Source organism: Pseudonocardia sp. T1-2H, assembly GCF_038039215.1.
GTDB lineage: Bacteria > Actinomycetota > Actinomycetes > Mycobacteriales > Pseudonocardiaceae > Pseudonocardia.
In genome coordinates this window covers 5,467,397-5,486,144 of the sequence record NZ_JBBPCL010000001.1, presented here as the reverse complement: position 1 = coordinate 5,486,144, position 18,748 = coordinate 5,467,397, and the positions used below count along the sequence as shown (strand labels likewise).

The window sequence follows — 18,748 nt, the reverse complement described above, 5'->3', positions numbered from 1 at the left end:
AGAGGAGAGCTTCCGTGCGGATCAGTGACGTCCTGGAGTTCGGCGCCGCCCGTGTCCCCGACGCGATCGCGCTCCGGTTCGAGGGGGAGAGCTGGACCTACGCGCAGCTCGACGACCAGGTCCGGCGCCTTGCCCGCGGGCTGGCGTACCACGCGGCCTCCGGGGACCGGGTGGCGATGCTGACCGAGAACAACCCCGAGTACGTGCTGGCCTACTACGGCGTCCCGCTCGCCGGGATGGCGCTGGTGTTCGTCAACTACCGGCTCACCCCGCGCGAGGTGGAGCTCAACCTGAGCGACTCCACGCCGACCGTGCTGATCACCGAGATGAAGTACCTGGAGACGGCGCGGACGGCGATGGCGACCGTCCCCTCGATCACCACGCTGATCGTGATCGACGGCGCACCCGAAGGGGCCCTGCCCTTCCGGGTCCTGCTCGACGGGCCGGAGCCCGGGCAGCCGGAGCCCCCCGAGGAGACGGCCCCGGCCTGGCTGATCTACACCTCCGGCACCACCGGGCGGGCCAAGGGCGCGGTCCTGACCCACCGCAACGTCACCGCGGCGGTGCTGAACTCGGCCGTCAGCTGGGAGCACGACGACGAGCCGGGCGTCTCCCTGCAGCCCTGGCCGCTCTGTCACATCGCCGGCTACGGCGTGCTGGTCGCCCACGTGCACGGGGACGCCGTGGTGGTGCTGCGCCGCTACGACCCCGAGGGCTTCCTCGCCGCGGTCCAGGAGACCCGCGCGACCAGCACGTCCGTCGCGCCGACGATGCTCGCGATGCTGCTGCGGCACCCCTCGTTCGCGGAGTACGACACGTCGTCGATCACCCGGATCGGCTACGGCTGGGCGCCGATGCCCGCGGCCGTGCTGCGGGAGGCGATGGCCGCGTTCCCGAACGCGAGGTTCCAGACCGGGTTCGGCATGACCGAACTCGCGGGCAACGTCATGGTGCACGGCTCGGCGGACCACGTCGCCGCGGCGGAGGGCCGGACCGAGCTGCTGACGTCGGTCGGGAAGCCGATGTTCCTCTCCGCGGTGCGCGTGGTGGACGAGCACGACGAGGACACCGGCCCGGACGAGGTCGGCGAGCTCGTGATCCGCGGGGACCAGGTCTGCGCGGGCTACTGGAACCGCCCCGAGGCCACCGCCGAGGCGTTCCGCGGCGGCTGGTTCCACAGCGGTGACCTGGCCAAACGGGACGCCGAGGGCTACTTCTCGATCGTCGACCGGAAGAAGGACATGATCCTCACGGGCGGGGAGAACGTGTACTCCCGCGAGGTCGAGGAGGTCCTGCACCAGCATCCGGCGGTGGCCGCGGCGGCGGTCGTCGGCGAGCCGGACGAGGTGTGGGGCGAGATCGTCGTCGCCGTCATCGAGCCACACGAAGGCCGGGAGCCGACGGCCGAAGACATCCGCGAGTTCTGCCGGGACCGCCTCGCCGGCTACAAGCGCCCGCGGAAGGTCCTGCTGGTGCCGGAGCTGCCGCGCAACACCGTCGGCAAGGTGCTCAAGCGCGAGCTCCGCGCGCTCGTGACGGGCGTTGACAAGGCCACCGCCCGCTCCTAGCGTCGGGTACTTAACGATCGTTCAGCACTGGAAGGACGTCGATGGTCAGCGTTGATCAGCTCGAGCTCCGCGAGGTCGCCTCGGGACTGGAGTTCCCGGAGGGCCCGATCGCGATGCGGGACGGCTCGGTCGTCCTCGTGGAGATCAAGCGGCAGACGCTCACCCGGGTCCACCCGGACGGCAAGACCGAGGTGATCGCGGAGCTGGGCGGCGGCCCGAACGGCGCCGCGATCGGCCCGGACGGCGCGTTCTACGTCTGCAACAACGGCGGCTTCGAGTGGCACGACCGGGACGGGATCACCGCGCCGGGCCACCAGCCCGCGGACTACATCGGCGGCCGGATCCAGCGGGTCACCCTGGATGGGCAGGTCACCGACCTCTACACCGAGGTCGACGGGCTCCCGCTGAACGGCCCCAACGACATCGTCTTCGATGCAGGCGGCGGCTTCTGGTTCACCGACCTCGGCAAGAACCGTGGGCGGGACATGGACATCGGGAGGCTCTGCTACGCGCTGCCCGACGGCTCGTCGATCACCGAGGTCGTGCACCCGCTGATGACGCCCAACGGCGTCGGGCTGTCCCCGGACGGCAGCTGTGTCTACGTCGCCGAGACCGGTCCCGGCCGGGTCTGGGCCTGGAACGTCGACGGGCCCGGCCGCGTCTCGCCGCCCGGCGAACCCCCGCGCGGCCCGGGCGGCGCGATGCTGCTGCACGGCTTCGCGGGCTACCAGCTGCTGGACTCCCTGGCCGTCGACGGCGCGGGCAACGTCTGCGTCGCCACGCTCGTCACCGGGGCGGTCAGCATCATCGCGGACGACGGCACCCTGCTCCGGCAGATCCCGGTGCCCGAGCCGGACCCGTACGTCACCAACATCTGCTTCGCAGGCGGGGACTCCCGCACGGCGTTCATCACCTCGTCCGGCCTGGGGAAGCTCTACACGCTCCAGTGGCCGTACCCCGGGCTCGACCTCGCGTTCTCGGCCTGAGGAGGGCGGCATGACCACGGTCTCGACGGACTTCGGTGGCAGCGTCCGCTCCGAGCTCACCGCCCGGTTCACCGCTCTCGGCGCGCCCTTCGCCCTCACCGACACGACCGTGCGCGGCGTCCCGTGGCGGGTCTACGAACGGGGCCCGCACACCCTGCGCGAGCTGTTCGAGCTCAGCGCGACCTGGGACGACCGGGTCTTCACCGTCTTCGAGCACGAGCGGGTCACCTACGCCGAGCACGCGCGGATCGTCGCGGGCCTCGCCACGCTTCTGCACGACGAGTACGGCCTCCGCCAGGGCGACCGGCTCGCCGTCACGATGCGGAACTTCCCCGAGTGGATGCCGTGGTTCTACGCCGCGCAGGTCTCCGGGATCGTGTTCGTCCCGCTCAACGCCTGGTGGACGGCGGCGGAGCTGCGCTACGCCCTGGGTGACTGCGAGGCGAAGCTCGTGGTCGCGGACGCCGAGCGCACCGCGCTGCTGGCCCCGTACCTCGCGGAGCTCCCGCCCCTGATCGAGGTCCGCGGCGGCGACCCGGTCTCCGGCGTCCGCGCCTGGTCCGACGTGCTGGCCTCGCTCGACCTCGACGCGCCCCTGCCGGACGTCGAGATCGCGCCGGACGACGACGCCACGATCCTCTACACCTCCGGCACCACCGGCCGGCCCAAGGGGGCGATCGGCACCCACCGCAACCACTGCACGAACATCCTCAACACCCTCCTCGGCGCCACGGTCGGCCTGGCGATCGCCAACGGTGGCGAGCCACCCGAGCCGGATCCCGATGCTCCCCAGGCCGGCGCGCTGTGCACGTTCCCCCTGTTCCACATCGCGGGGATCACGAGCCTGACGTACACGCCGCTGACCGGGGGAAGCTCGTCACGCAGTACAGGTGGGACCGCGCCGAGGCCCGGGAGCTGGTCCGCCGCGAGGCGCTGACGGGCGTCTCCGGGGTGCCGACGGTGATGCGGCAGCTCGTCGAGGACGCGATCGCGGACCCGGACGGTTTCGGCACACTCGCCGCGATCAGCATGGGCGGTTCGCCGATCCCGCCGGACCTGATCGGGACGATCGACGACACCTTCACCTCGCTCGTCGCCCCGGCCAACGGCTACGGGCTCACCGAGACGACGTCCGCCGTCGTCTCGAACTCCGGGCAGGACTACGTGACCCACCCGGACAGCGTCGGCCGCTGTGCGCCCGGTGCGGACGTGCGCGTGGTCGACCCCGCGACCGGCGAGGACGCGGAGCCGGGCGGCGTCGGGGAGCTGTGGTTCCGCGGGCCGAACGTGGTGCGGGGCTACTGGAACAACCCGGAGGGCACCGCGGCGGCGTTCACCGACGGCTGGTTCCACACCGGCGACCTGGGCCTGACGCGCGACGGCTGGGTGTACGTCGTCGACCGGATGAAGGACGTGGTCATCCGCGGCGGCGAGAACATCTACTGCGCCGAGGTCGAGGGCGCACTGTTCGAGCACCCGGCGGTGGCGGACGTCGCGATCGTCGGGCTGCCGCACGCCCGGCTCGGCGAGCAGGCCGTCGCCGTCGTGAACGTGCGGGCGGGGATCCCGGTGACCGCCGAGGAGCTGCAACAGCACGTCCGCGAGCGGCTGGCGGAGTTCAAGGTGCCCGAGCACGTCGTGTTCAGGGAGCAGCCGCTGCCGCGCACACCGAGCGGGAAGGTGCTCAAACGAGAGCTGCGGGCCGCCGTGGCAGGGGAGGCCGAGGGTGCCTGAGGACGTCCGGTACGAGCTCGACGGGCACGTCGGGATCGTGACCATCGCGCGGCCGCAGGTGCACAACGCCCTGCGCCGCAAGACCTACGACGAGCTCGCCGAGCTCGTGCAGACCTCGACCGCCCGGGTCCTGGTGATCACCGGGGAGGGCCGCTCGTTCTGCTCCGGGGACGACGTCCGCGAGCTGATGAACGGCGGCGAGGAGAACTCGGCGCCGCGGCCCGCGCCCCGGCTCACCCCGGCCGCGGGCGCGTTGCTGCAGACGAACATCCCGGTGATCGCCGCCGTCAACGGCCCCGCTGTCGGGTGGGGGATGGAGATGGCGCTGATGGCGGACCTCCGGGTGGCCGCGCGCCGGGCGAAGTTCGGCGAGTTGTTCGTGAAGCGCGGGCTGTGCAGCGACGTCGCGGGGATCGCTCGGCTCGCGCAGCTCGTCGGGCGGGAGCGGGCGGCGGAGCTGCTGTTCACCGGTGAGGTGATCGACGCCGAGCGGGCGGAGCGGATCGGGCTGGTCGGCCGGGTCGTGGACGACGAGCAGCTCATGCCGGCCGCGCTGCAGCTGGCCCGGAAGATCGCGGCGAACCCGCCGCTGGCCGTCGCGGCGCTGAAGTCCGGGCTGCGCGAGGCGCTCGACCCGGATTGGTCGGAGCTGGGGCGCTGGGTGAGCACGCGGCTCGGGGAGCTGTTCCGGACCGAGGACCACCGGGAGGGCGTGAAGTCGTTCCTGGAGAAGCGCGAGCCGAACTATGTCGGTCGCTGAGCTCGCGGGCCTGCACACGGGACCGGTCGAGGAGTGGCTGGCCGCCAACGTCCCCGGGCTGGTCGCGCCCGTGCGGTTCGGGCTCGTCGCGGGCGGCCGCTCCAACCTGACCTACCGCGTCACGGACGCCGAGGGGACGCACTACGCGCTGCGCCGCCCGCCGCTCGGCGGGGTGCTGAGCACCGCGCACGACATGGGCCGGGAGTGGCGGTTCCTCTCGGCGATGGCCCCGACGGCCGTCCCGGTCGCGCCGCCGCTGGCCTTCTGCGACGACGAGTCCGTGACCGGCGCCGGCTTCTACGTCATGGGCTTCGTCGACGGCCGGGTGCTGACGGACCGCGCCGCGGCGGAGGAGTTGGAGCCGGCCGCCCGGAAGCGGGCCGGGGAGCACGTCGTCGAGGTGCTGGCGGCGTTGCACGCGGTCAACCCGGACGCCGTGGGGCTCGGCGCGACGGCGCCGCAGGAGGGGTACGTGCAGCGGCAGCTGCGCCGCTGGAACCGCCAGGTGCACGCCTCGCTGGCCGCGGACGACCCCGACCTCGGACAGCTCGAGGAGATCCACGACGTCCTCGCCGCGCACATCCCGGAACAGACCCGCGGCGTCGTCCACGGGGACTTCCGGCCGGGCAACATGGCCTTCGGGCCGGACGGCACGGTCCGGGCGGTCTTCGACTGGGAAGCTCCACCCTGGGCGACCCGATGGCGGACCTGTCCTACCTGGTCGCTGCCTGGCACGAGCCCGGCGACGAGGTCGCCGAGGGCGTCGAGCCCGGCCCCACCTCGGTGCCGGGCTTCCCGAGCCGCGACGAGCTCGTCGCCCATTACACGCGGCTGACCGGACGGGACGTCACCGGCCTGCCGTACTGGATCGCGTTCAACCGCTGGCGTTCCGCCTGCATCCTCGCGGGGGTCCGGGCGCGGTACCTCGCGGGCGTCATGGCGGACGACGGCTACCTCGCCGAGGCGCAGCAGTCCCGTCCGCGCCTCGGCGAGTCCGCAGTCCAGGCATTGAAGGCCGCGGGCCTCGGGTAGTCATCCCGGCGTGGGCCAGAGCCGACCGAGCGGGTGTCCGCGTCCTGCGCGGCGCTGTGGGAGCGTGCCGAGCAGGCCCGCGCCGCCTCAACGCCCGCGGAGGCTCACGACTAGCGGCCGCCGGTCGTCGGGTCGATCGTGTGCGCGACCTCGCGAATCGCGTTCGCGGGGAACCCGCCCTCCTCGGCGTGGCGACGGATGCTGTCAGCGTCCGGGGCCACATAGACACAGAAGATCTTGTCGTCGGTCACGTAGCTGTGGTCCCACTGCAGCTCCGGCATCCGGGACAGCACGTCGTTGCTCTTCGCGCTGATCGCGCCGATCTCCTCGGCGGGCAGGGAGCCCGCACCGGGAAAGTCTCGCTCGATGACGTACCTCGGCATGTGAAGACGCTCGCACACGTCCTGGCGCGGCGCGCCCTCCGAACGGAGGACTCGTCAGCCACCCTAGGCGAGACCCGGCGGAGCCGGACACCGCCAGGGTGCCGCTGCCGAGTCGGGCAGCACCGGGCGGCGCCGCGTTGCGTCCTCAGAGCTGCCCGTCGGAGAACACCGGCTCGTTGAACGAGGAAGGGGCTGGCCGGGGGCAGCCGGCCAGCACAGTGACGAGAGTGCCGTTCGCCGGTCAGCTCAGGCGCCCTCGGCGGCCTTCTCCACGCCGCGGAACTCCGGGCGGTCGTAGAGCGCCGGGCTGTAGGTGATCACTTTGTCGGACAGGGCGATCGGCGACGCCAGGAAGTACAGGACGCCGTCGAGCTCCTGGTCCATGACCTCTTTCATCAGGCTGTGGAAGGCCTCGGCGCGCTTCGCCGGGTCCGTCGTGCTCTGCGCCTCCTGCTGGAACCTCTCGACGGTCGGCGTGCTGATGCCGGACGGGTTGTTGAAGCCCTGCGGCAGGTAGCGCAGCCCGGTGGTCTGCGCCGGGTCCGCGCGGCCGCCGCCGGTGCCGATCAGCAGGTCACCCTCCTTGCGCGCGAAGAACACGTCGGTGAGCTGCTGGCCCTCCATCGACCGGATCGTCATGGTGACGCCGACGGCCTTGAGGTCCGCCTGGATCGCCTCGGCGTGCCGCTGGGAGTCCGGGTTGACCGGCACCAGCGCCTCGAAGGTGAAGCCGTTCGGCAGCCCGGCCTCCGCCAGCAGCGCCTCGGCCTTCGCCGGGTCGTACGGGTAGGTCTCCGCCGGCAGGTCCTTGTTGTAGGCGAAGCTCCAGGACGGCACCGGCTGGGTGGTCACCTCGCCGTACCCGCGCATCAGCGAGTCGACGAGCGCCTTGCGGTTGATCGCGTGGGACAGCGCGCGGCGCACCCGCACGTCACCGAACTCCGAACGGGCCCGGTTGGGGTGGAAGAAGTAGAAGTTGTTGGTGCGGCCGCGCTCTATCCGCAGGCCCGCGGCCTCGGCTTCCGGCAGCTGGTCCGGCGAGATGGGCGTGCCGTCGACCGCCCCGGTCCGCAGCGCGTTCAACCTGGTCGCCGGGTCGGTGTAGATGAACATGTCGATCCCGGCGACCTTGACGGAGTCGGGGTCCCAGTAGTTCGGCGCGGCGCGGTACTCGATCTTCGCCTGCGGCTGGTAGCCCGCCACCGTGAACATCCCCGCACCGACCGGCTTCTGGTCCAGGTCCGGGTTGTCGAACGCGGCCGGGCTGATCATGGAGCCCGCCCGGTCCGAGAGGACCAGCGGCAGCGACGCCGTGGGCGCGCTCAGCACCAGCCGCACGCTGTTCGGGCCGGTCACCTCCACGGACTGCACCGTCGCGAGCTCGTTGCGCACGGACGATCCCTCGACGGTCTTGGCCCGCTCGATGTTGGCCTTCACGGCCGCGGGATCGAACGGCGTGCCGTCGTGGAAGGTGACGCCCTCGCGCAGCTGCAGGTCCAGCGCCTTGCCGTCCGGCGAGAACTCCCACCTCGTGGCGAGGCCGGCGACGGGCCTGAGGTCGTTGTCGGTGTGGACCAGCCGGTCGTAGGTGAGGAACAGGTAGGTGTTGTCGTAGCTCGACGTCGCCTTGTGCGGGTCGAACCGGCTCAGCCCGACGACGTGCGCCCATCGGAAGATCGCCTGCGGATCAGCCGGCCCGCTCGCCGCCGCGACCTGCGAGCCTCCGCCGGAGATGGGGAACACGCGGCGACGAGCCCCAGCAGTAGCACCGCGGCTCCGGTCATGACCCGCCTCATCGCGCTCCTCTCGTGGTGGAGATGCCGGGAACGCCGAGCTGCCCGGGCAGGGAGGTCAGGGAGGCAGCGGCCTTGGCGACGCCACGGAACTCCGGCCGGTCCGCAAGCCCCGGCTCGAACGTGAGGGCGAGCGGCAGGAGCCGTCGCCTCACTTCCTGACGCCCAGCTTCTGGAAGTTGATCTGCCCCGTCACCAGGGTCTCGAAGCCGGCGATCTTCTGGCCGGTGGCGATCACGGACTCGTCCATCACGATCGGCACCTGGAACGCCTGCTCGACGAGCTCGCCGACGGCGTCGTGGATGCGCTCGGAGCGCACCGCCGGGTCGAGGCTGCCCAGCGCCTCGTTCTGCAGCTCCTCCAGGCGTGGCGTGGTCTGCCGGCCCGGGTTGGAGAAGCCGGTCGAGGTGAACTGCAGACCGATCGTCATCGACGGGTCCGGACGCCCTCCCCACTGCGAGACCAGGGCGTCTCCCTGCTGCTGGCCGTAGTAGACGTCCGCGGTCTGGGCGGCCTCGACGTTGCGGATGTTGGCCTTGACGCCGACCTCGGCCAGCATGTTCTGCACCGCCTCGCCCGCCTGGGTGTAGGTCGACAGCGCGGTCACGAGCATCTCGAACTCGAACCCGTTCGGCAGCCCCGCCTCGGCGAGTAGCTGCTTCGCCTTGGCCGGGTCGTGCGGGTAGTAGTCGCCGGGGAAGGCCGGGTTGTAGGCGTAGTAGTTCGGCGGGAAGGGCTGGACGGTCGGCTGTGCCGCGCCGAAGTAGATGCCCTCGGCGATCGCCTTGCGGTCCACGGCGTAGTTGAGCGCCTGGCGCACCTTGGGGTTGCCGAACTCGGCGCGCGCCCGGTTCAGGTACAGCACCAGGTAGGTCAGGGTCGTGCTGCGGTGCACGGTGACGCCCGGGAGCCCGGAGGCCTCGGGGACGAGCCGGCCGGACAGAAGCGCGACGTCGACCTCGCCGGTGCGCATGGCGTTCATCCGGGTGACCTCGTCGGGCAGGATCCGCAGCTCGAGGTTGCGGACGCCGACGACGCCGGAGTCCCAGTAGTCGTCGTTGCGCACGTACTGGATGACGTCACCGGGGCGGTAGCTGCTCACCTTGTACATGCCGGTGCCGACCGGCTTGAGGTCCAGGTCCGGATTGGCGAATGCGGCCGGGCTGACCATGCAGCCGGCGCGGTGGGAGAGCAGCCCGAGCAGGGCGCTGTTGCGCTGGTTCAGCTTCAGCACGACGGTCCTGGCGTCGGGCACCTCGACCGTCTCGATGGAGGCGAGGTCCGACTTGACCGAGGAGCCCTCGACGGTCTTGGCCCGTTCGATGTTGGCCTTGACCGACGACGCGTCGAAGGGTGTGCCGTCGTGGAAGCGGACGCCTTCGCGGATGGCGAGCTTCAGGGCGAGCCCGTCGTCCTGCCATTCCCACGCGGTCGCGAGGCCGGGAACGGGATCGCCGGCGGTGTCGAGGTGGATCAGCCGGTCGTAGACCGGCGCCAGGAAGCGGATGTCCTGTCCGTTCGTCGACCGGTGCGGGTCGAACCGGCTGGGCCCGACGGCGTCCGCGTAGCGGATGGTGGCCTCGGGGTCGAGATCGGAGTTCGCGACGACCTCCGCGGAGCCCCCGGTGCCACCTCCGCCCGTGGGTGCGAGGGGGAGCAGGCCACGACGAGCGTGGCGGCCAGGAGTCCGGACAGGACGGCCGTGGAGACTGATCGGATGTGACGGACGGACATTTTCCTGGGTCCACCTTCCGGTTCCGCGACATTGCGGGTGGCGGATCGCGAGCGTGACGCGGATGCATCGTGATGCGACGTGGGCGTCATTCTGTGCATGCTTCGAACAGGCTTACAAGTGTGAATTCTTTACACCAGCTGGATCATGCTCCAATCTGGAGCAAGCTCCCGGGTCGCCTTGATCATCTCAGAAGGCGCAGCTCCGGGCCTCCCGAGCGTCTCGACGTGAAACGGTCGTTGACCGGAAGCGCATCGAACGCTACTTTATGAACGATCGTTAAGTTGATCTCTCCATTGCCTGCGGAGTCGTACGATTTCCGCCGCGGGCCTATTCGGCATGCGTATTGACCACGTATTGCCGGCGAAGTATCCGACCGGACCCACACCTTCCGCCACAGCGAGGTGGCATTTCTCCACCCTCGCGACACCGACGTCCGTAGGGAGGGCTCAGTAGTGCTCCGCTACACGCTCAGACGTGTCCTGATGATCGTCCCGCTCCTGTTCCTGGTGTCCCTGGGCGTCTTCGCCCTGGTCCTGCTGATCCCCGGTGATCCGGCGATCACGATCTCGGGCGAGAACGCCACCGAGGCCCAGATCGACGCCACCCGGGAACGCCTGGGGCTCGACGACCCCGTCCTGGTGCAGTACGCCGGATGGGCCGCCCATGCCCTGACCGGTGACCTGGGCAGCTCGCTGTTCAGCAACGAGTCCGTGTCCGGCGCGATCATGTCCCGCTTCCCGGTCACTGTCGCCGTCACCCTCGCGGCGATGGTGGTCGCACTGCTGATCGCCGTGCCCGCCGGGATCGTCGCGGCCCTGCGCCGCGGCCGGTGGCAGGACCGCGGGGCGACGCTGTTCGCCTCGGTCGGCATCTCGCTGCCGAACTTCTGGGTCGGGATCCTGCTGATCATGGCGTTCGCGCTCGCCTTCCCGATCTTCCCGGCGGTGGGTTACACGCCGCTCTCGGAGGGCGTGGGGGAGTGGGCCCGGGGCCTCGTGCTGCCGGGGCTGACCCTCGGCATGGCCGTGGCCGCCGAGATCACCCGGCAGCTGCGCGGCTCGCTCTCCGACGTCCTGCAGCAGGACTTCATCCGGACCGCCCGCGCGAACGGGCTGCGCGGCCGCGCCGTCGTCGCCAAGCACGGGCTGAAGAACGCCGCCGTGCCGGTCGTGACCGTCATCGGCTTCCAGATCGGCTTCCTGCTCGGCGGGTCCGTGATCGTCGAGCGGGTGTTCGGCCTGCCCGGCCTGGGCGACCTCGCCATCCGCTCCGTGCTGCAGCGGGACATCCCGATGATCCAGGGCATCGTCGTCGTGACCGCGCTGGTCGTCATGCTCGTCAACCTGGTCGTGGACCTGAGCTACGGCTGGCTGAACCCGAAGGTGAGGCAGGCGTGACCGCCACCGCGTCCCTCGACGCGCGCGAGGCGATCTCCGCCCCGGAGCAGTCCGCGCGCGCCCGCTTCCTGCGCCGCTTCCGGCGGCAGGTCCCCGGGCTGATCGCCCTGGGCTACCTGGTCCTCGTCGTGCTGTCGGCGCTCTGCGCGCCGCTGCTCGCGACCCACGACCCGTTGCAGCAGAACCTCTCCGGGGTGCTGCAGCCGCCCGGGGGCGGACACGTCCTGGGTACCGACGACCTCGGACGGGACGTGTTCAGCCGGGCCCTGTACGCCGGGCGGATCTCGCTCCTCGCGGCCGCGCAGGCCGTCGCCGTCGCCGTCGTGCTGGGCGTCGTCCCGGGCCTGATCGCCGGGTACGCCGGCCGTCGCGTCGACGCGGTGATCATGCGCGTGACGGACGCGCTGATGAGCTTTCCGCCGCTGATCCTGGCGATCGCGTTCGTCGGCGTCCTCGGGCCGAGCCTCACCAACGCCATGTTCGTGATCGGGGTGATCTTCGCGCCGCGGTTCGTCCGGCTGGTACGGGGGACCGTGCTGAGCATCCGCGAGGAGACGTTCATCGAGGCGTCCCGCTCGATCGGCACGCCGACCGCGCGGGTGATCCGGCGCCACGTCCTGCCTAACGCGCTGTCCCCGTTGATCGTGCAGATCTCGCTGACCGCCGCCATGGCGATGCTCGCCGAGGCCAGCCTGAGCTTCCTCGGGCTCGGCGTGCAGCCGCCGGACGCGAGCTGGGGCTCCATGATCGAGCGCGGCTTCCGCTACACCGCGGCGGCGCCGTGGCTGACGATCTTCCCCGGTCTGCTCATCGCGCTGACCGTGCTCGCCTTCAACCTCCTCGGCGACGGGCTGCGGGACTCGCTCGGCCGTGAGACCCGGAGGGGGTCATGACAGATCCGCTGCTCGTCGTCGACGGGCTCGAGGTCCAGTTCGCCACCGAGGACGGCTGGGTCACCGTGCTGGACGAGGTCTCCTTCTCGGTGGAGCGGGGCGAGACCGTCGGCCTCGTCGGCGAGTCGGGCTCCGGCAAGACCGTGACCAGCCTGTCGGTGCTCGGCCTCCTGCCCCGCGAGTCCTCCCGGGTCGTGGGCGGGAGCATCCGGCTCGACGGCGTCGAGCTCGTCGGGATGCCGGCGCACAAGCTGGAGCTGCTGCGCGGCGACGAGATCTCGATGATCTTCCAGGAGCCGATGACCAGCCTGGACCCGGCCTTCCGCGTCGGGGACCAGATCGCCGAGGTCGTCCGGCGGCACCGCGGGTGCTCGAAGAAGGCGGCGTGGGCCCGCGCGGTGGAGGTCCTGACGACCGTCGGCATCCCGCACGCGGAGACGCGCGCCCGCAGCTACCCCCACGAGTTCTCCGGCGGCATGCGGCAGCGGGTCATGATCGCCATGGCCCTGTCCTGCGAGCCGAAGGTGATCATCGCGGACGAGCCGACCACGGCCCTCGACGTGACGATCCAGGCCCAGGTGCTCGACCTGCTCCGGGCCATGCGGGACGAGTTCGGCACGGCGGTCGTGTTCGTGACGCACGACCTCGGCGTCGTCGCGGACATCTGCGACCGGGCCGTCGTGATGTACGCGGGCCAGGTTGTCGAGCAGGCCGGGATCGACGACCTCTACGACCGGCCGCGGCACCCGTACACCGAGGCCCTGCTGAGCGCGATGCCACAGCTCACGGCCCGATCCGGGCGGCTCGCGACCATCCCGGGCGCGACGCCGCCCGCCGGATCGATGCCCACCGGCTGCCGGTTCCATCCGCGCTGCGCCCACGTCGTCGACGTGTGCAGCAGCGGCGACCGGGACGGGCGGGTGGCCGAACGGACGCTGAGCGGCGGCGGGACCAGCCGCTGCCTGCGTGTGGGCGACCTGGTACTGAAGGGGAGCGCATGAGCAGGGCCATGGGAACCGAGGAGCTCGTGGACCCGGCTCCGGCCGGCGGTACCCCGGTCTCGAAGGTCGAGGGACTCGACGTCGAGTTCCCGATCCGGGGCGGGCTGCTGGGCCGGAGCGGATCGCTGCGGGCCGTGCGCGACGTCGGCTTCGAGATCGGGGAGCGGGAGACGCTCGGGCTCGTCGGCGAGTCCGGTTCCGGCAAGTCGACGACCGGGCGTGCGATGCTCCGGCTCGTCGAACCGACGCGGGGGGTCGTCCGGCTCGACGGCGAGGACATCACGGCGCTGAAGGGCCAGGAGCTGCGGGCCGCACGGCGGCGCATGCAGATGGTCTTCCAGGACCCGTACAGCTCGCTCGACCCCTCGATGGTCGTGGGGGAGAGCATCGCCGAGCCCCTGGACACGCACGACACGCTCTCGCGGGCCGAGCGCTCGAAACGGGTGGCGGACCTGCTGGACCACGTCGGGCTCTCGAAGCGGTACGCACAGCGGTATCCGTACGAGTTCTCCGGCGGGCAGCGCCAGCGGCTCGCGATCGCCCGGGCGATCGCGCTGAACCCGCGGCTGCTGGTGTGCGACGAGGCCGTCAGCGCGCTGGACGTGTCGACGCAGAACCAGATCCTCAACCTGCTGGAGGACCTGCAGTCCGAGTTCCGGCTCTCGTACCTGTTCATCGCGCACGACCTCGCCGTCGTCCGGCACATCGCGCATCGGGTGGCCGTTATGTACCTGGGAGAGATCGTCGAGACGGGACTGACGGACCGGCTCTTCGACCGGCCGGCGCACCCGTACACCGAGGCCCTGCTCTCGGCGGTCCCGGTGCCGAACCCGCGCCGGCAGCGGGAGCGGGAGCGGATCATCCTGACCGGGGAGATGCCGGACGCCGCGAACCCGCCGTCGGGCTGCGCCTTCCACACGAGGTGCCCGCACGTCATGGAGATCTGCCGGACGGTGGCGCCGCCCCCCGTCGACGCCCCGGGTGGAGGCACGGTCCGCTGCCACCTCCACGGGTCTGCGCAGCCCTGAAGTGCACGAACGGCACCTTCGCTCATCCCTCCCTGATGAGCGAAAGTGCCGTTCGTGAAGATCAAGAGGGTCAGACGCGCTCGAGGATCGTGGCGTTCGCCTGACCGCCGCCCTCGCACATGGACTGCAAGCCGAAGCGGCCTCCCGTGCGGTGCAGCTCGTGGATCATCTTGGTCGCCAGGATCGCACCGGTGGCGCCCAGCGGGTGACCGAGGGCGATCGCGCCCCCGTTGGGGTTGGTCTTCGCCAGGTCTGCGCCGGTGTCCTGCGCCCACGCCAGGACCACCGGGGCGAAGGCCTCGTTGATCTCGAAGGTGTCGATGTCGTCGATGCCGAGCCCCGAGCGCTTGAGTGCCGCCTGCGTGGCGGGGATCGGGCCGGTCAGCATGTAGACCGGGTCGTCGCCCACGACGGCGAGGGTGTGCACCCGCGCCAGCGGGGTCAGGTCGTAGCGACGGATCGCGTCCTCGGACGCGACGAGCAGGGCCGCGGCACCGACGGAGATCTGGCTCGCGACGCCGGCGGTGATCGCCCAGCCCTCGCGGAGGGCCTTGAGGCCGGCGAGCTTCTCCAGGGTCGTGTCGCGGCGGGCGCCCTCGTCCGTGTCGAGGTGGGCGATCGGCGCGATCTGGTCGGTGAACCTGCCCTCGTCGATCGCCGTGACCGCACGCCGGTGGCTCTCCAGGGAGAACCTCTCCAGGTCCTCGCGGGAGAAGCCCCACTTCTCGACGATCAGCTGGGCACCGCGGAACTGGGAGATCTCCTGGTCCCCGTACCGGGCGTTCCAGCCGTCGCCCTTGGTGCTCGCGCCGAGCTCCTTGACGACCATGGCGTTCGAGGTCATCGGGACCATCGCCATCTGCTCGACCCCGGCCGCGACGACCAGGTCCTGCGTTCCGGACATGACGCCCTGCGCCGCAAAGTGCAGCGCCTGCTGCGACGAGCCGCACTGCCGGTCGATCGTGACGCCCGGGACGGTCTGCGGGAGCCCGGCGGAGAGCCACGCGGTGCGCGCGATGTCGCCCGCCTGGGGTCCGAGCTGGCTGACGCAACCCATGATCACGTCTTCGACCGCGGCCGGGTCCACACCCGTGCGGGTCATCAGCTCCTTGAGCACGTGCGCACCGAGATCGGCCGGGTGCACCCCGGCCAGGGCACCCTTGCGGGTCCCGACAGGCGTGCGAACTGCGCCCACGATGAATGCATCAGCCACCGGAAGGTCTCCCCTGCGTCTCGGAACAACGCCAACTGAACGATCGTACATTCAGTGACACGGTGATCGGGAGAGTGCGATGAACCCTCCCGACCCCGCGAGTCGGGGTCTGGCGGCTACCGAGTCGCGGTGTACCGGCGGCTGTCGAACCCCGGCTCGCGGTGACGCCGTCCCCGCAGGGCTCCCGGCGCGCGACGCAACGGGACGCCGCGTCGTCGGAAGGCGTCGTCGAGGTCCGCGGCGAGCCGGGTCCGGTCCCGCAGATCCGCCACGTCCGCCCGGATCACGATCCAGCCGCGGCGCTCCAGATGCACCTGGCGCTCCGCGTCCGGGATCTCCCGGCCGAAGTGCGTGGCCCAGCCGTCGTACTCGACCACGATGCGGTGCTCCGGCCAGGCCAGGTCGAGCAGGAACAGTGTGGTCCCGTCCGGACTTCGGAGCGGCCAGTTGACCTGCGGGGGAGGGAACCCGAGATCGACGACGTGCCAGGTCGCCCAACTCTCCGGAGGAGACAACGCAGCCCCGGTCGCGACGGCGAGCATGGCCGCCGCCCGGCGCGTGCCGCGCGGATCCGTACGGCAGGCCATCCGCTCGTCGATCCGTTTCCGGGTGGCCTCGGGGTCCAGGGCCAGGGCAAGGCACTGGTCGAGCACGGCGAACGCGTCGGGCGGGGACGCGGTGCAGAGCAGGTCCGTGACGACGCGTTCGAGCGCGAGGACGGGGAGTCCGTCGAGGTCGATCCGGTCGGCGTCGCGGTCAGGGCCATTGTGCACGACGAGCCCGGGCCGCGACCGCAGCCAGTGGCCGTAGGGGACGAGGACGTGCGTGGGCAGCGCCTCGGCCGCGGTGCACCCCTGTAGGCGGGCGGCGGTCGGGCCGCTGATCGTCGCGTCGATCCCGGCGAGGTGGGCGGCCGCGGACGCGCGGGTCACCGGGTCCGCGAGCCTCGTCGCGTCGACGAGGACGCCCCGCCAGAGTGAGACGACCAGTCCCGACTGGAGCGCGGCACGCACGTGATGCTCGCCGAACAGCTCGGCGGCGCGGGTGCGGGGTAGGGCGCCATGGCGTCCGAACGCGGCGAGATCCATGTCCCGGAACGATCCGGGAGCGGCGGTGGCCGGGACCGATGATCTCCACGCCTGTGGATGGCGCAGGCCCCATGTGGACAACTCGCGACGGGAAACCCCGACTCGGTGGCCCGTGGACCCCGACTCGCGGGAAGGTGGGGGATTACGGCCGGTGGTCGACGATGCGCATGACGATCGCGGTGTAATGGTCGACCAGCTCGGCGGGGGTGAGGGGGCCGGAGGGGTCGTACCACTGGGCGATCGCGTTGCAGGCGGCCTGGGCCGCGCGGCGGGCGTCCGTGGGGTGCTCGCAGTGGAAGGCGCCCTGCCGGACGCCCTCGTCCACGATGTCCGACCAGAGCCTGGTGGCGTTGACGCGCAGGCCCTCGAGGCGTGCCCGGTTGTCAGGATCGAGGTTGCGCCACTCGCGCGCCGCGATGTTGCTCTCGGTCTGCCGCTCCACCCGGTACTCGACGGCGGCGCGCGCCATGGCGCGCAACCGGTCCGCCGGATCGTCCCCGACGACGGCCAGTGCCTCGTCACAGCGGCGGAAGTAGTCCATCGTGCTCTCCTCCACCAGAGCCGCCAGCAGGTCCTGCTTGCTGGGGTGCCAGTAGTAGAGCGCGGAGAGGGAGAGGCCGGCGCGCTTGGCGATGTCCCGGATCGAGGCGCCGTGGTAGCCGCGCTCGTTGAACACCTCACGGGCCGCCGACGTGATGGCCTCCCGACCGCCGCCACGCGGTACGGCAGGCGTGGGTTCCCCGCCGGGGGACGTCTCCTGGGCCGTCGTCACCCGTTCAGTGTAGGGCCGGAAGGCCCTTGGACCAGTCGCCCACCGGTGTTAACTTAACGATTGTTCGATAGGAGTTGGGGCGTCCCTCGAGGATGCCCGCGCCGAGGATGTCGAGAGGATGTCGCGGATGTCCGTGCCCAACGGCTCGCCGACCGAGCTCCAGGAGTACCGGGACGGTGTCCGGTCCTGGTTGAAGGCCAACGCCCCGGCGTCGATGCCGTCGGCGGCGGAGCTGATCCCCGCGGCGAAGGCGTTCCAGGCCGCCCTGTTCGACGCCGGGTACGCCGGCATCACCTGGCCGAAGGACGTCGGCGGGCAGGGGCTGAGCGCCGCGTACCAACAGGTCTACAGCGACGAGGCGGCCGCGTACGAGCTGCCGACCTATCCGTTCATCATCGGCATGGGCATGTGTGGCCCGACGGTCAACGACCTCGGCACGGGCGAGCAGCGCACCAGCTACCTCCCGCGGCTGCTCCGGGGTGAGGACATCTGGTGCCAGCTGTTCTCCGAGCCCGGCGCCGGATCCGACGTCGCGAGCCTGCAGACCAGGGCGGTGCTCGACGGGGACGCCTGGGTCGTCAACGGCCAGAAGGTCTGGACGACCAACGCGCAGTGGGCGGACTTCGGCGCCCTGCTCGCGCGCACGGACCCGGACCGCCCCAAGCACTCCGGCCTGACGATGTTCATCCTGGACATGCACGCGCCCGGCGTCACCGTCCGGCCGCTGAAGGACATGTCCGGCCGCGCCCCGTTCAACGAGGTGTACTTCGACGACGTCCGGATCCCCGTCGACGCGGTGATCGGGCAGGTCAACGCGGGCTGGAACGCCGCCGTCACGATGCTGGGCCACGAGCGCGTCTCGATCGGCGCGACCCGCAAGCCGAAGACGAACCCGATGGAGTTCGCCTCGCTCGTCGAGCTCGCCCGCCGGCACGGCGTCACCGGCGACCCGGCGCAGCGCGAGCGGCTCGCCGAGCTCTACGCGCACGAGCGCGTGCTCGAGCTGTTCAACGTCCGGATGCGGCAGGAGACGATGGCGGGGAACCCGCCCGGCGCCCGCGGCTCCGTCGCGAAGCTCGCCGGGGCGCTGTTGCTGCGCAGAGCGATCGACACGGCCGGGCAGATCGCGGGCTCGGACACGATCGCCTGGGAGCCGGGCGACGCCCGCGGTGCCGAGCTGGCGCTGGGGATCAACTCCGCACCCGCGTCGAGCATCGCCGGCGGCACCAACGAGGTGCAGCACAACATCATCGGCGAGCGGATCCTCGGCCTCCCCAAGGAGCCCCAGGTGGACCGGGACATCCCGTTCCGCGAGCTCAAGGTCGGTACCCAGCGGGGTTGAGCCCCTCTTGCGACGAAAGGTGA

General features: G+C 71.3%; 18 protein-coding genes. 12 read left to right on the top strand and 6 right to left on the bottom strand.

Annotated elements, in window-relative coordinates; translation table 11 throughout:
* The first annotated feature begins 14 nt into the window (after positions 1-14).
* The 7 genes from WBK50_RS27015 to WBK50_RS26985 are packed head-to-tail and all read left to right on the top strand — an operon-like array spanning position 15 to position 6,080.
* Positions 15-1,568, top strand: a complete 1,554-nt coding sequence (locus WBK50_RS27015; RefSeq protein ID WP_341338296.1) for an AMP-binding protein — start codon at positions 15-17, stop codon at positions 1,566-1,568.
* A 41-nt stretch (positions 1,569-1,609) separates the two neighbouring features.
* Positions 1,610-2,554: an SMP-30/gluconolactonase/LRE family protein gene (locus WBK50_RS27010; RefSeq protein WP_341338295.1), complete on the top strand. Its 945-nt coding sequence runs from the start codon at positions 1,610-1,612 to the stop codon at positions 2,552-2,554.
* A 10-nt stretch (positions 2,555-2,564) separates the two neighbouring features.
* On the top strand, positions 2,565-3,491 hold the full coding sequence (locus WBK50_RS27005) for a class I adenylate-forming enzyme family protein (RefSeq protein ID WP_341338294.1): 927 nt from the start codon (positions 2,565-2,567) through the stop codon (positions 3,489-3,491).
* Positions 3,470-4,288 (top strand): class I adenylate-forming enzyme family protein, encoded by an 819-nt coding sequence (locus tag WBK50_RS27000; RefSeq protein ID WP_445942398.1) that lies wholly within the window; start codon positions 3,470-3,472, stop codon positions 4,286-4,288. Before WBK50_RS27005 ends, WBK50_RS27000 begins: the two co-directional genes overlap by 22 nt.
* On the top strand, positions 4,281-5,048 hold the full coding sequence (locus tag WBK50_RS26995; RefSeq protein ID WP_341338292.1) for an enoyl-CoA hydratase/isomerase family protein: 768 nt from the start codon (positions 4,281-4,283) through the stop codon (positions 5,046-5,048). The genes WBK50_RS27000 and WBK50_RS26995 overlap by 8 nt, the downstream gene beginning before the upstream one ends.
* A complete protein-coding gene (locus tag WBK50_RS26990; RefSeq protein WP_341338291.1) occupies positions 5,035-5,883 on the top strand; it encodes a phosphotransferase family protein in 849 nt (282 codons plus the stop codon). Before WBK50_RS26995 ends, WBK50_RS26990 begins: the two co-directional genes overlap by 14 nt.
* Entirely contained in the window at positions 5,832-6,080 is a 249-nt protein-coding gene (locus WBK50_RS26985; RefSeq protein WP_341338290.1) for a hypothetical protein, read from the top strand. The genes WBK50_RS26990 and WBK50_RS26985 overlap by 52 nt, the downstream gene beginning before the upstream one ends.
* 110 nt (positions 6,081-6,190) lie before the next feature.
* On the opposite strand, the gene WBK50_RS26980 is transcribed toward WBK50_RS26985, so the two are convergent.
* The 3 genes from WBK50_RS26980 to WBK50_RS26970 all read right to left on the bottom strand — a co-directional run bounded on the left by WBK50_RS26980 (position 6,191) and on the right by WBK50_RS26970 (position 9,730).
* The gene (locus WBK50_RS26980) at positions 6,191-6,463 is read right to left on the bottom strand and encodes a DUF4242 domain-containing protein (RefSeq protein WP_341338289.1); all 273 of its coding nucleotides are present in this window, start codon (positions 6,461-6,463) and stop codon (positions 6,191-6,193) included.
* A gap of 246 nt (positions 6,464-6,709) precedes the next feature.
* Positions 6,710-8,206: an ABC transporter substrate-binding protein gene (locus WBK50_RS26975; protein WP_341338288.1), complete on the bottom strand. Its 1,497-nt coding sequence runs from the start codon at positions 8,204-8,206 to the stop codon at positions 6,710-6,712.
* 201 nt (positions 8,207-8,407) lie between these two features.
* Entirely contained in the window at positions 8,408-9,730 is a 1,323-nt protein-coding gene (locus WBK50_RS26970; protein ID WP_341339509.1) for an ABC transporter substrate-binding protein, read from the bottom strand.
* Between the two features lie 662 nt (positions 9,731-10,392).
* On the opposite strand from WBK50_RS26970, the gene WBK50_RS26965 reads away from it, so the two are divergent.
* The 4 genes from WBK50_RS26965 to WBK50_RS26950 are packed head-to-tail and all read left to right on the top strand — an operon-like array spanning position 10,393 to position 14,310.
* The gene (locus tag WBK50_RS26965; protein WP_341338287.1) at positions 10,393-11,388 is read left to right on the top strand and encodes an ABC transporter permease; all 996 of its coding nucleotides are present in this window, start codon (positions 10,393-10,395) and stop codon (positions 11,386-11,388) included.
* Complete coding sequence (locus WBK50_RS26960; RefSeq protein ID WP_341338286.1) at positions 11,385-12,281, top strand: ABC transporter permease; 897 nt, start codon at positions 11,385-11,387, stop codon at positions 12,279-12,281. The genes WBK50_RS26965 and WBK50_RS26960 overlap by 4 nt, the downstream gene beginning before the upstream one ends.
* Positions 12,278-13,282, top strand: a complete 1,005-nt coding sequence (locus WBK50_RS26955) for an ABC transporter ATP-binding protein (protein ID WP_341338285.1) — start codon at positions 12,278-12,280, stop codon at positions 13,280-13,282. The genes WBK50_RS26960 and WBK50_RS26955 overlap by 4 nt, the downstream gene beginning before the upstream one ends.
* Positions 13,279-14,310, top strand: a complete 1,032-nt coding sequence (locus WBK50_RS26950) for an ABC transporter ATP-binding protein (RefSeq protein WP_341338284.1) — start codon at positions 13,279-13,281, stop codon at positions 14,308-14,310. Before WBK50_RS26955 ends, WBK50_RS26950 begins: the two co-directional genes overlap by 4 nt.
* 70 nt (positions 14,311-14,380) lie before the next feature.
* Here WBK50_RS26950 and WBK50_RS26945 read toward each other — a convergent pair whose 3' ends face one another.
* From WBK50_RS26945 to WBK50_RS26935, 3 genes are all read right to left on the bottom strand, one after another.
* Complete coding sequence (locus WBK50_RS26945; protein WP_341338283.1) at positions 14,381-15,523, bottom strand: acetyl-CoA C-acetyltransferase; 1,143 nt, start codon at positions 15,521-15,523, stop codon at positions 14,381-14,383.
* Positions 15,524-15,639: 116 nt separating this feature from the next.
* Positions 15,640-16,611: a DUF559 domain-containing protein gene (locus WBK50_RS26940; protein ID WP_341338282.1), complete on the bottom strand. Its 972-nt coding sequence runs from the start codon at positions 16,609-16,611 to the stop codon at positions 15,640-15,642.
* 142 nt (positions 16,612-16,753) lie between these two features.
* On the bottom strand, positions 16,754-17,383 hold the full coding sequence (locus tag WBK50_RS26935) for a TetR/AcrR family transcriptional regulator (protein WP_341338281.1): 630 nt from the start codon (positions 17,381-17,383) through the stop codon (positions 16,754-16,756).
* 127 nt (positions 17,384-17,510) lie between these two features.
* Here WBK50_RS26935 and WBK50_RS26930 point away from each other — a divergent pair, with 127 nt between their 5' ends.
* Positions 17,511-18,725: an acyl-CoA dehydrogenase family protein gene (locus WBK50_RS26930; RefSeq protein WP_341338280.1), complete on the top strand. Its 1,215-nt coding sequence runs from the start codon at positions 17,511-17,513 to the stop codon at positions 18,723-18,725.
* The last annotated feature ends 23 nt before the right edge of the window (positions 18,726-18,748 follow it).